Source organism: Coleofasciculus sp., from assembly GCF_046539235.1.
Lineage (GTDB): Bacteria > Cyanobacteriota > Cyanobacteriia > Cyanobacteriales > Coleofasciculaceae > Coleofasciculus.
In genome coordinates this window covers 1-12,620 of sequence record NZ_JBKHHI010000175.1, presented here as the reverse complement: position 1 = coordinate 12,620, position 12,620 = coordinate 1, and the positions used below count along the sequence as shown (strand labels likewise).

The following is a 12,620-nucleotide window of genomic DNA, read 5'->3' as shown; positions in this document are numbered from 1 at the left end:
GCCCGTTATAATCGCGATGTAATGATGGCGCGTTTTAAGCGAATTGTGGAAAAACTGTTGATACTAAACTGACTTTTATATTTTCATAAGCTGACCTCATGTTAGACAACCAGAAGTTGTGGCTAACACAGACTCAATGATCAAGATTCGAGTTAAAATCGGATGAGTGTAGACATGACAAACGTTTCCTTTGAGAATGAAAATTTACCTAAAATCTCCTCAAGTCACTCTCTATCACGGAGATTGCTTAGATACACTGCGTTTGCTACCTGATGATTCAGTTAATCTCATTCTTACTGATCCACCTTATCATTCCACAAAAAAAGCTAACATTACGGGTGACAAAGACTTTAAACATGACCAAGATTACCTTAACTGGTTAGACACTATAGCAGAGCAATGGCAACGGGTGTTAGCTCCCAACGGTTCCCTGTACTGTTGTGCCTCTCTCAAGATGGCAGCCAGAATTGAGGTGATGTTAGCTGAACGATTTAATGTACTCGCTTCAATCACCTGGACAAAGCCCAATGCTCCAGGGTATGACGGATGGAAGCAAAAAACAAACAAGGAAAGTCTACGCAGTTGGTATTTACATTCTGAGCGGATTATTTTTGCTGAGTCAACATCCCCAGAAGAGACTAAACAGACTACTCGAAGATGCTCATCTCGTGCTGCTGCTACCACTTCATTATCCGCCTTTGGCAGCTTACTTAGAAAAACTCGCTTGGCAGCAGGACTATCTACAATTCAACTAACAGAAGCTATTGGTGAGTATGGTAGCGTAAATCACGGTGGTGCGGTATCAAATTGGGAAACTGGCAGGAATATCCCAAGTCCTGAGCAATATCAAAAACTAAAATCAGTATTTGCTACACTCAGTTCCCAAGTTCCCGAACTGCCTGATTACGAGAAAATAATCAGACCTTTCTGTGTAACAGCTAATATCCCCTACACGGATGTTTGGGATTTCCCTACAGTCAAACCTTATCCGGGTAAACATCCAGCGGAAAAGCCCCTAGATCTAATTACACATATTATCAAAGCCAGTTCTTATCCAGGTGACGTCGTTCTGGATTGCTTTGCTGGCTCAGGTGTTGTGGGACAAGCTGCTAAAATGTTAGGGCGAAAAGCCATTCTCGTTGAAATTGAGGAGCGTTGGTGTCACAAAATCGCTCTACGGTGTTCCGAGCCATCTGAGTTATTACCAGAAGTTAATAAATCAGCCTTTGATTGGCAAAAAGAACATAAGTCTACATACAATAAATAACTTTTTGTATACTATGAGTAACAAAATGGACATGGGCGATCGCTTAATCCCCAAAACTACTCCTCATCCTCATCTGACTCATCCAAATACAACCGAATAAACTCTTGCGCCGCCACCGGATCAATCTTCCGCAGTGCCTTCCTGATTTCCAAAACTGTCTCAGCGGACGGATCTTGAGTGTTTTGATACCAGTAATGAACCGTTGATCGACCAATCCCCATTGTTACCGCCAATTTATTTTGGCTGATTTTGTACGTCTGCAATACCTGCCTGAGTGCTTCACCCGCTTTTCCCATAGCTTCTATGGTGATGGAATAGCGATCGCTTAATCCCCAAAACTACTCCTCATCCTCATCTGACTCATCCAAATACAACCGAATAAACTCTTGCGCCGCCACCGGATCAATCTTCCGCAGTGCCTTTCTGATTTCCAAGACTGCCTCAGCTGCGGGATCTCTAGTCCCACTAAACCAATAGTGAACCGTTGAGCGACCAATTCCCATTGTCACTGCCAACTGATTTTGGCTGATTTCGTAGGCTTCTAACACCTGCCTCAGAGCTTTACCTGCCTTTCCCATAGCTTCTATGGTGTCAGAGGTTCATAACCAAGTAAATGTTCCTAATTGTGAATTAATTTGCTATGATGATTTTGTTCCTAAATTTGAACATCACTGTCCACTAAGTAAGTAGGAAAATCTCTATGACTCAAGACTTCATCACCCCTAAGCAGTATAATTGAGGTAATCGGATGAATTTTCCTTAAATATTGAATGCAGTAGTTTCGCCGTTTATCTTCATCAAACTTAGGATTACTGCCCGGTTGAAGTGAGTATAATTTAGGTAGTTTTGTGTAGGAAAATCACATCGTAATTGTGATGTAAATCAATTAAGCCAGTGATTGAAAATACAAAAAAATACTGAATTATTCATAATAATAGAAAATAAGTAAATGGTGGGCTAAGTCAAAATAAGGAGCGATCGCCAAACCAACGACCAAACAATGGCGATATTCCCGGTCAGTGACAGCTAGGAACTAGACAGAACGTTTCCCCGTCAGGACTCAGACATTTAGAGACTCTAGATCTGACCCAACCGACTTATTGCCCAAAATCTTCCAGCTAAGGTTGGATGTAAGGGCTGCATCTATCGTAGAGCATCAAACAAGTGCGATTATTCACATCGATATCACTATCGATCGCGATCGCGCCCGGTGAAAGCATCTATGATAAAAGGGTTTTAGTGCATGTCCGAACAACTCCGTCTGTTGCAATCTCTGATTCCGGCAATCGCCAAGGTTCCCGATCTTCACTCAGCATTGGATCTAGTGCTGCATCGCGTCTGTGAAGTGACCCATTGGGATTATGGTGAAGCATGGCTGCCGACGCCTGATTCTCGTAGTTTAACCTGTAGCCAAGCCTGGTCTGGTGATCCCTCTCAACTACAATCCTTTCGACACATACGAGAGACACTGACATTTCCCCCCAATATCGGCTTACCCGGACGGGTGTGGAGATCAAAAAAACCAGAATGGATTGACCAAACCAAGGCAGATAATAGGATTACTCCTGATACCGAATTCACTCGTCTTAGCGCGATGGATCAGCCGCAAGAGTTTCAAGCTGGAGGCGCGATCCCCATTCTCCTCGATGATCAGATCCTCGCTGTCTTAACATTTTTTACCCGCCACTCTCATCCCAGCGATCGCCAATGGATGGAATGGGTGGCTGCGATCGCGATGCAGTTGGGGTTGGTGATGGAACGTCAACAGTTAACCGAACAACTGCACCAGCAACAGGAATTTAATCAAAATTTAGTCGAAACCCATGGTGGCTTTTTTGTCGCCATTGATCCTCAGGGAAAAACCCGGATGATGAATCCCAGATTACTGGAAACTTTGGGTTATACCCTGGATGAAGTGAGGGGAACAGATTTTGTGACCACGTTTCTTCGAGACGTTGACCGCAAACCCTTTGCCAAATTAATCAAAACCACTGATGAAAAATCAGAATTACAATCGCCCACCGTACACCAAACCGGAGTCCTGACCAAAGAGGGTCAAGAACTTTGGGTAGAATGGCGTAGCCAACAGGTTTTTAAGAAAAGCGGTGAACTTGACTTCTTTTTTGCCATCGGACGGGATCAAAACGAACATTGTCTCACCCATCAAGAAACAGCCCGTTTAGCCTCGTTTCCCCTATTGACCCCCAATCCCATTGTCGAAATTGATTTAGCTGGACGTGTGCGATATCTTAACCCAGAAGCCATGCGCTTGTTGCCTGAATTATTAGATAGTGAAGCTGAACATCCCTTTTTGGCAGAAATCCCCTCCATGATTCGATTAATGCAGCAGCAAGGGTCGTTTAGACGCGAGGTAAAAATTGGCGAGATTGTTTACGAACAAGTCCTGCATTACGTTCCCGAAATTGAGTGCATTCGCATTTATGCCTTAGATATTACCGATCGCAAACGGGCAGAAGAACTATTATTGTTTAATGCCTTTTACGATCGCCTCACCGGACTAGCGAACCGCGCCTTATTCATGGATCGCTTGCAGCAAGCCGGACGACGCGCCCAACCGAGTCAAGGGGATAACCGGGATTCTCCATCCCATAGATTTGCCGTGGTGTTACTCAATCTCAATCGCTTCAAAGTGGTTAATGAAAGTTTGGGGAATCATTTGGGGGATCAAGTGCTGCAAGAGTTTGGACAGCGCTTACAAAACTGCTTGCGTCCCACGGATACCGTTGCCCGTTTGGGTGGTGATGAGTTTGCTATTCTGCTAGAGGGGATTCAGGGGGTTTGTGATGCCATTCAAGTGGCAGATGCGATTGAGCAAACCTTGACATTACCCTTTAACCTGGAAGGGCGAGACGTGTTCATGACAACCAGCATTGGCATTGCCCTAAATACGAATCGCGATCGCAGAATTTTATCGGCAGAAGACATACTCCGTAACGCTAATACCGCCATGCATCGCGCCCGTTCCCAAGGCAAACCGGGCTATGCCATCTTTGATAACCAGATGTTGAGTCGCACAGTTGATCGATTACAGCTAGAAACCGATATGCGGCGTGCGATCGAACGGCAAGAATTTCAAGTCCATTATCAACCGATTGTCTCCCTACTCACCCATCAAATTACTGGCTTTGAAGCATTAGTACGTTGGCAACATCCGCAACGCGGGTTAGTCTTTCCTGCCGAGTTTATCCCCATCGCCGAAGAAACTGGATTAATTATTCCCATGGGGTGGTGGATACTGCGGGAAGCTTGTCACCAACTCAGTATTTGGCAGCAGCAATTTCAAAGTCCCCAACCGTTGACGATGAATGTTAATTTGTCCTGTAAACAGTTTAGGCAACCGGATTTATTGGCGCAAATTGACCAAATATTGGCAGAAACTAATATTGCCGTTGGTAGTTTAAAGTTGGAGATTACCGAAAGTGTGGTCATCGATAATCCGGAACTGGTCAAAGACTTACTGTTGGAATTGAAAAAACGGCAAATTAATCTGTGTATTGACGACTTTGGCACTGGCTATTCTTCCTTAAGTCGCCTGCATAATTTCCCGATTAGTACGCTAAAAATTGATCGCTCCTTTATCAGTCGGATTGGGGCGTTAGGTGAAAACTCGGAAATTGTTCAAGCCATTATCACCCTCGCCCGAACCATGAGTATGGATGTAGTCGCTGAGGGAATTGAGTTATTGGAACAGGTGTCGCCTTTAGTGGCGTTGCAATGTCATTATGGTCAAGGATTTTTATTCTCAAAACCCGTAGACAGTGATGGCGCTAGAGAATTACTTCGAGGAAAATCGGTTCAGTTAGAGCGTCAGTTTAGTCGTTCAGTGATGGTTAAAAATGAAGTCAAAACTTCTGTATCTATAGAGGACGATCTAGGACAATAATTTTATCACCGTTTTCTGACATGAGCCGAATATCAATACCTTGATTTAACCTCTCCCTAACCCTCCCCTTCAAGGGGAGGGAACAAGATTGGATTGGTTCGCCCTTTACTTAATAAACAAAGCAATACCTTGATTTAACCTCTCCCTAACCCTCCCCTTCAAGGGGAGGGAACAAGATCTCCCGGTGTGGAACCCGTTAATTGGTTACTCCTCACCACCCTAGCCATCACTTGCTTTGAGGATTTGGTGCAATGTTTACGTTGGTACTCTTATCGTTGGTTGATTGAACGTTATCATCCAGGCTTGGCTTTTACTTTCCCCCAAAACTACTGCTTTTGTCAAGGGAATTTATGTTAAGAAAAATGTGAGTAATGCATAGCTTCAAAAGGGGGGAACCGGAGCGATTTTCCCCAATCACCGCTTGTGCGACGGTTGTCGTATAGGAATCTCAACCACAAACTCAGCCCCTTGTTCAGGGGTTGAATTACACCACAACTTACCGCCATGTTTTTCAACAACAATTTGGTAACTAACCGCCAACCCTAAACCCGTCCCTAATCCTACAGGTTTTGTCGTAAAAAAGGGGTCAAATAGCCGTTTTTTGGTCTGCGGACTCATCCCGATTCCATTATCCGCAATGCGGATAAAAACATAAGGATTGTCCGGTTCAGAATTATCAATTTCTCCGCTAGAGTCTTCCTCGGTTAAACCATCCGTTATTGAGGGGTGTGCAGAGTCCGTTTGACTAAGACCTGTACGAATTGTAATCGTGGGTGAAAATAAGACAGTATCCTTGGAAAAGTCCGCCTCAGTTTGAGACGAATCGCAATTTTTCTTGTCCTCGATCGCGTCAATCGCATTGGTCAAAATATTCATGAAAACTTGATTTAACTGTCCGGGCCAACAATCGACTGGGGGTAAATTTTCATACTCTTTAATCACACAGATTCCGGCTGCTCCCGGATTCCCCTTGAGTCGATATTGCAAAATCATTAAAGCACTTTCAATACCCGAATGAATGTCTATTGTCTTGCGCCCTGATTCATCTAAACGAGAAAATGTCCGCAACGATTGCACAATTTCTCGAATCCGTTCAGCGCCAACTTTCATCGAATATTGAAGTTTGGCAAAGTCGGTTAAAATAAAGTCCAAATCGATGCTATCCATCCGCTCTTTAATAACGGCTGGAGGATTAGGATAAGCGGTGCGGTAAAGTTGCACCAGCGCTATGAGGTCTTGGTAATATTCTTGGGCATAAATAAGATTGCCATAAATAAAATTGACAGGATTATTGATTTCGTGAGCAATACCTGCCACAAGCTGACCCAAACTGGACATTTTTTCACTTTGGATCAACTGGGATTGGGTGCGCTGCAAGTCGTGGAGTGCTTTTGATAATTGGGCGGCTTGTTTGCGGGCCTGTTCTGTGGTTCGACAGCTAGCGGCGTAAAGTTCAGCTTGTTGGAGCGCCATGAGCAGTTGACTAATCACTGCTTGCAGGAGTTCAACTTCGCTATCTGTCCAAGGGCGAGTCTCCTGAGTGTGGCTGCAACTAATAATCCCGGTGATTCCGGACGGGGTTTCCAGGGGGATAAGCAAGAGAGACTGATAGTCGAGCGATCGCATAAATTCCTGCAATAATGGATCGCTCACCGTTTCAACGGTATCAATCCGCACAATGTCCAGATGCAATATCTGCTGGGTGAGAACGGCATTGGTATCCGCCCAATAGCAGTCTGTCAAATCGGGAAGCTGAGACTCTCGATCTTCTGTGACAACTTTCCAATAAGCCGGCGTCTGCTCAGAATGATACCGGATAAACTGACAGCGATCGATTCGCAATAGCTGGCGGATTTCCAGTACTGTTGTTTCCAGAATCGTATCTACGTCTAAACTGTTGCGGATTCGGGTCGAGAGGCGATTGAGCAAGGCTTCTCGGCGAGCTTTTTTGCGCCAGGGTTCTTCTGGCTGCAACGCCGATTCAGCCGTTTGACAGGCGCTCATCTGTTGAACGACGAGCAAAAAGTATTTCGGATCTCCTTGAGGCGTTCGCACGATAGATAGGGTAATTTGCACCCAGACAATGCTGCCATCTCGGTGTCGGTAGCGTTTTTGTTGGCAGTGACAGTCTAGAGTACCCGCTAAGAGTAACTCCATTATCGCGCGATCGCTTGCCCAGTCATCAGGGTGAGTTAGGTCTTGCCAAGTGCTGGTGAGGACTTGATCACGGGTATAACCCATCATCTCACAAAATTTGGGGTTGACCTGAATGACTTTGCCATCCGTCGATATTTGTTTGATGCCAACTGTCGCTTGCTCAAAGCTAGCGCGGAAGCTGTCTTCACGTTCATTTAGCTGTGCCTCAACAGGTCTGGGTGGACTGTCCACAACAGAGGTTCTAGCTGTATTGGGTCGGGTGGGATTGGAATGAAACAAGGGTTTTGAGTTAACGCTAAACTCAGTTAACGAGCCGTCAGGTTTTTGAATGCCCATGATAACATTCAGGAGATGGAAACGTTTTCGATTGAGACGGCGGAGGTGCCGAGATGTCAAGATGCAGGGGAACACAGGTGTAGGGGAAGGATGTCAACGCTTGTACTCTGATCACACTTTCTTTATAGTGGTTTAGATTAGTAGCCCAGTAATTGCACCCCATAACATCCGGTATAATACTACACTTTTTCATAGCAGCCATTAATTGTTTGTACTCGTAATTTCCCCAAACCCCCATTTTCCCAAGTAAACATTAACCAATGATCCAAACTCCTACCAACTGGTCTAACCTGCTGCAACAGATCCTCGACAGACAATCATTATCCCGTGAGCAAGCCTCACAACTGATGCAGGGATGGCTAAATGAGGACATTCCGCCAGTTTTATCGGGGGCGATTCTGGCTGCGATTCAGGCAAAAGGCGTCTCCCCATCGGAATTGGCAGGAATGGCTCAAGTCTTGCAGGATCAATCCTTACAGCAGGACGCCATTGACCATAAAACACCAGTTATTGATACCTGTGGCACAGGCGGCGATGGTGCATCCACTTTTAATATATCGACGGCTGTAACTTTTGTCGCGGCAGCGGCGGGTGTACGGGTTGCCAAACATGGGAACCGTTCCGCCTCCTCGAAAGTGGGTTCAGCCGATGTTTTAGAGGCGTTGGGCGTCAATTTATCTGCCCCACCAGAAAAAGTCCAGTCCGCTTTGGATGAGGTGGGTGTGACGTTTCTGTTTGCCCGGGGATGGCACCCGGCGATGAAAGCGGTAGCCCCATTGCGACAAACTTTGAAGGTGCGGACGGTATTTAATCTGTTAGGACCTCTAGTCAATCCATTGCGCCCCACAGGTCAAGTGATTGGCGTATTTGACGCTAACGTCGTATCAACAGTTGCCCATGCGTTAAAACAAATGGGAATTGATCAGGGAATTGTCCTCCATGGACGAGAAAATCTAGATGAAGCAGGATTGGCTGACGAAACCGACTTGGCAATTTTATCTGATGGTGGGGTGCGACTGTCTACGCTGAATCCGCAACAGTTTGGCTTAACGTCAGCATCAACAGGGGCGTTGCGTGGCGGCGATGTAGCGGACAATGTGGACATTTTAACGAATGTTTTACAGGGGAAAGGAACCGCCGCCCAACAGGATGTGGTGGCGTTAAATACCTCCTTAGCCTTGCAAGTGGCGGGGGTTGTGGCGTTGGAGGATCACCAAGCTGGGATTGAACAGGCAAAGGATATTCTCAAAAGTGGGGCGGCTTGGTCGAAATTGGAACAACTTATTCAATTCTTGCAGAATTAGGGTAAGTGGTTAACGCATTTCCTTGCCCTTGCCATAATGGGTAAATTGCACAGTTGATCAAGCTATTTGCTGGTGCGGTTATTCTCCTGTAGGGGCGACCCGCTTGCATTAATTAACAATGGTGTCCACTCAATTTGTTCGGGTCGCCCTTTACTCAAATTGTTACCGTGAATAGGCTCGCATCCCTGACTACGAACGATGGAGCGATCGCGATGAGCCAGATCAAGTTCAAGATTGTTGACTATAGGGACTATTCAGCCGATATTCAAACGGTGAGACGTTCCGTTTTTCATCTTGAACAAGGCGTTGATCCCACCTTAGATTTCGATGGTAAAGATGAAACCGCCGATCATATTCTGGCCTATGTCGAGAATCAGCCTGTGGGAACAGTCAGAGTGAGATATCTGGATCATCAAACCGCTAAAATTGAACGTCTTGCTGTTTTATCAGATTTCCGAGGACAAGGAATCGGTAAGACGTTGATGGAAGAATCCCTAGAAGTTGCTGCCCAAAATCAAGTTAAGAGAGTTATTATCCACGCTCAAGATTATGTGAAATCTCTTTATCTAAACCTCGGCTTTTTACCAGAGGGAGAACTGTTTGAAGAAGCAGGTATTGCTCATCTAAAGATGATCAAATTACTCAAGTCATTGTAGAATATCTTGAAGGCGTAGCCGCCAATCTCTAGAAGGCACGAATTAAATCCTTAAGTACAGGTTCTCGCAAATGTTCTTTCAACGCTTCCTGAGTTCCTAAATCTACAGCACACCCTAAAATATCTTCTAAATAATACTACACTTGCAATAGTTGAAACAACCCCCCCTGGTCGATTAAACTCTACATTGGTAAATTTTCCCCCACCACTTGAGTTCCAAACACAAATCCTACATAACTTCTCAGATTATCCTGGCGAGATATTCCATAATTGACGACAACTTGATGAGAATCGCTAGAGGTTTGATTGATGTTACGCTTAAACAACCAATTGCCTGCCTTGTCATCTTTTATAGCGACGGGGGGTGGAGTATTAATAGTGGACACACGAGTATAATACCTGTAATTTTCTGTTTCTGTTCCAATGCCAAGTCTTAGTCTTAACTTGTCAATCGAAGTTGAAAACTTATTATTGTCCATATAATAGCTTTGTTGGGCGCGATTCATGAATTCTACGACTATTCTCGCCTCTTCGTGTGTTCCCCATTCTGCCATTTTTAATTGAATGAGTGAATTTCCAAAATAATTGGCGATGGGTAAATAAATACCAATTCCGCCAGCAATTACTCCCATAAAAATAGCAATAAAACCCCAAACAGCTACCGGTTCAAGCGACTGCTGACTCGTCGAATATTTAGGAGTAACCGCTGCTGTCAACGCCTCTAATGCTTGACGAGCGCTACTGAATCGTTGTTCTGTAGCTGGGTCAATTAATTTGTCTAACCAATAGCTAAATCGGGGATTTAGCTTAACTCGATCAGCAAATTGCAAACGTAAATTCTGCTGAGGTAAATCCGCCGGAGCTATCCCTGTCACTAAATGAATTAATGTAGCACCCAACGAATACAAATCAGACGCCGCAACTGCTCGTCCCCACAGTTGTTCGGGAGCCGCATAACCACTGGTTCCTACTACAGTAAATGTTGCCCCTTCTGCCTTAGCGCGGTCTTGTACTGCGCCAAAATCGACTAAATAAACCTGTCCCTGCTCATCCAAAATTAAGTTACTTGGTTTGATATCTCGATGCAACACAGGTGGACTGAGTTCATGGAGATAGATGAGAATGTTTAATATATCTGTGGCAATCTTTTGGGCTTCAGCTTCACTAAAAATCTGACCTTTGTCTAACCGTTGGCGTAGGGATAAACCGGGAATGTACTGTTGGACTAATCCAAACCAGGGTAACTCGGATTCGGTTTCTTCAATAGAAAGATAATCCCGATAGCGAGGAATTCTCGGATGATCTAAATGTTGCAAAACTTGGGCTTCTCGCTCAAATAGTTTGAACTCCTCCCACTGAATTTGGGGACTAAATGCCAAGAGTTTGACCACAACTAATTCCTGCGGTTGAGTTTCTAAGTCTTCAGCTAACCAGGTTTGACGCCCTGCATTTTGTCCTAACTGTTTTCTGAGTTGATACCGTCTGTTGAGTATCTGTTGAGGATTCAGCATAATGTTATCCTTGACCATTCATTGAGCCAATCTTTGATTTCCTGAACTAACCAGTCTCGCTCAGGTTCCGTTAATTCTTGCGCCACCGTGCAGCGAGTTGATTCGGTTTGAATCAAGATTTTTGGGAAGGGGATCGTTTTAATTGTTTCAATTTGGGAAATGTCTATAGTCTGAGCGTCATAACACAACCCTAGCCAAAAGCGTTGGATATTCAATCTATCTCGTTTTAAGTCAAGGCGATGATGTCCAAAAAGGAAAAAAAGGAAAAAACTGACTGGATTGGAGAGAGTTGCCAGTTTGGGAAACCCTCGGATGATAAGCCATCCGCATAAAACCGCGATCGCTAACCCAAACCACAAGAATAAATGACCACTAGTAAAGGCAAAAATTACCGCCAAAACCACTAATCCAATCCCAACCAGTCCCACAGTTAAGCCAAACCCTAGGCGAAAAATCAACTGAACGCCTACTTTTGCCAATTTCTTATTCTTATGACCTCGTTTCGGTTCTAGGTGCTGCATAACTCGGAATTTAATCGTCCCCAACCAAGCCAGAATAATCGTCAGCGCTAGCAGCCCAAAGAATAAGGGATTACTTTGGAGAAAGAGGATTGGCATATTCCATAAAATCAGTATCTCGGCACTAATGAATACACTGAGAAACAGGGGAAAAGTTTTCTGCAAAATTCGTCCTAAACCCAGTTTAATCGTCGTTGTTAATAACCCACCGCGTGCGGGAAATTGAATCCGAAACTGCTGGTGAGACTTCTGAGAGCGAATCCGTGAATGTAGAGGCTGACGGGTAGCAGGTGGGGAACTCTGGCGAACCCGATTAGATTTCAAGTCTTCTAACGCTTGACTCGCACGGCTATAGCGTGGCTCTAATTCAGGTTCCGTTAAGGTTTCAATCCAGCGAACCAAGGTAGAATTGAGACTGGTGTACTGGCTAAATTGAACCCGCATTTGACGTTGGGGTAAATCAGCCGGAGCCACACCTGTGGCAAGATGAATTAAGGTGGCTCCCAAAGCGTATAAGTCAGACGCTGGGACAGCCTTACCCCAAAACTGTTCTAACGGAGCATAACCTGTCGTGCCAACCACTGTAAAGGTTACCCCTGCAACCGCCGTCTGATCTTGCACCGCACCAAAATCGACGAGATAAACCTGTTCATCTTTTCCCCAAATCAGGTTACTGGGTTTAATATCCCGATGGAGAACGGGTGGATTCAAAGCGTGTAAATAACTCAAAATTTCCAGAACCTCTGTCGCAATCTGGCGTACTTGAGCTTCCGTAAAGCGTTTTCCTTGGTCTAGCCATTGTGGTAAGGAAGCACCGGGAATATAATCTTGGACGAGACCAAACCACGGTAAGCCGCCTCCCGCTTGCTTGTCGAGGGAAAAATAATCTCGATACCGGGGAATCCGAGGATGCTGTAACTGCTGGAGAACTTGAGCCTCACGTTCAAAGAGTTTCAAGTCTTCCCACT

General features: G+C 45.0%; 9 protein-coding genes and 2 pseudogenes. 5 read left to right on the top strand and 6 right to left on the bottom strand.

The annotated features are described in order from the left end of the window. Nucleotides 1-196: 196 nt before the first annotated feature. Complete coding sequence (locus ACLFWI_RS16315; RefSeq protein ID WP_446413786.1) at nucleotides 197-1,267, top strand: DNA-methyltransferase; 1,071 nt, start codon at nucleotides 197-199, stop codon at nucleotides 1,265-1,267. A 56-nt stretch (nucleotides 1,268-1,323) separates the two neighbouring features. Here ACLFWI_RS16315 and ACLFWI_RS16310 read toward each other — a convergent pair whose 3' ends face one another. Together ACLFWI_RS16310 and ACLFWI_RS16305 are read right to left on the bottom strand one after the other, a co-directional pair. Next, entirely contained in the window at nucleotides 1,324-1,563 is a 240-nt protein-coding gene (locus ACLFWI_RS16310; RefSeq protein ID WP_446364588.1) for a helix-turn-helix domain-containing protein, read from the bottom strand. Nucleotides 1,564-1,605: 42 nt separating this feature from the next. Then, the gene (locus ACLFWI_RS16305; RefSeq protein ID WP_446385478.1) at nucleotides 1,606-1,845 is read right to left on the bottom strand and encodes a helix-turn-helix domain-containing protein; all 240 of its coding nucleotides are present in this window, start codon (nucleotides 1,843-1,845) and stop codon (nucleotides 1,606-1,608) included. A 665-nt stretch (nucleotides 1,846-2,510) separates the two neighbouring features. On the opposite strand from ACLFWI_RS16305, the gene ACLFWI_RS16300 reads away from it, so the two are divergent. Further along, complete coding sequence (locus tag ACLFWI_RS16300) at nucleotides 2,511-5,171, top strand: EAL domain-containing protein (RefSeq protein ID WP_446413785.1); 2,661 nt, start codon at nucleotides 2,511-2,513, stop codon at nucleotides 5,169-5,171. Nucleotides 5,172-5,327: 156 nt separating this feature from the next. Further along, a pseudogene (locus ACLFWI_RS16295) lies at nucleotides 5,328-5,468 on the top strand (IS4 family transposase); the annotation flags it as partial. A gap of 117 nt (nucleotides 5,469-5,585) precedes the next feature. On the opposite strand, the gene ACLFWI_RS16290 reads toward ACLFWI_RS16295, so the two are convergent. Then, on the bottom strand, nucleotides 5,586-7,664 hold the full coding sequence (locus ACLFWI_RS16290; RefSeq protein ID WP_446413784.1) for a PAS domain S-box protein: 2,079 nt from the start codon (nucleotides 7,662-7,664) through the stop codon (nucleotides 5,586-5,588). 260 nt (nucleotides 7,665-7,924) lie between these two features. On the opposite strand from ACLFWI_RS16290, the gene trpD reads away from it, so the two are divergent. Next, nucleotides 7,925-8,968 carry an anthranilate phosphoribosyltransferase gene (gene trpD, locus ACLFWI_RS16285; protein ID WP_446413783.1) on the top strand — a complete coding sequence of 348 codons (1,044 nt, stop codon included), beginning with the start codon at nucleotides 7,925-7,927 and terminating at the stop codon, nucleotides 8,966-8,968. A 212-nt stretch (nucleotides 8,969-9,180) separates the two neighbouring features. Next, nucleotides 9,181-9,624, top strand: coding sequence for a GNAT family N-acetyltransferase (locus tag ACLFWI_RS16280; protein WP_446413782.1), 444 nt, complete (start codon nucleotides 9,181-9,183; stop codon nucleotides 9,622-9,624). Between the two features lie 28 nt (nucleotides 9,625-9,652). On the opposite strand, the pseudogene ACLFWI_RS16275 reads toward ACLFWI_RS16280, so the two are convergent. From ACLFWI_RS16275 to ACLFWI_RS16265, 3 genes and pseudogenes are all read right to left on the bottom strand, one after another. Further along, nucleotides 9,653-9,793, bottom strand: a pseudogene (locus ACLFWI_RS16275) (nucleotidyltransferase family protein); the annotation flags it as partial. A 12-nt stretch (nucleotides 9,794-9,805) separates the two neighbouring features. After that, nucleotides 9,806-11,134, bottom strand: coding sequence for a protein kinase domain-containing protein (locus tag ACLFWI_RS16270; RefSeq protein ID WP_446413781.1), 1,329 nt, complete (start codon nucleotides 11,132-11,134; stop codon nucleotides 9,806-9,808). Continuing rightward, nucleotides 11,128-12,620 (bottom strand): protein kinase domain-containing protein (locus ACLFWI_RS16265; RefSeq protein ID WP_446413780.1); only part of this gene is annotated, 1,493 nt, incomplete at its 5' end. The genes ACLFWI_RS16270 and ACLFWI_RS16265, both read right to left, overlap by 7 nt.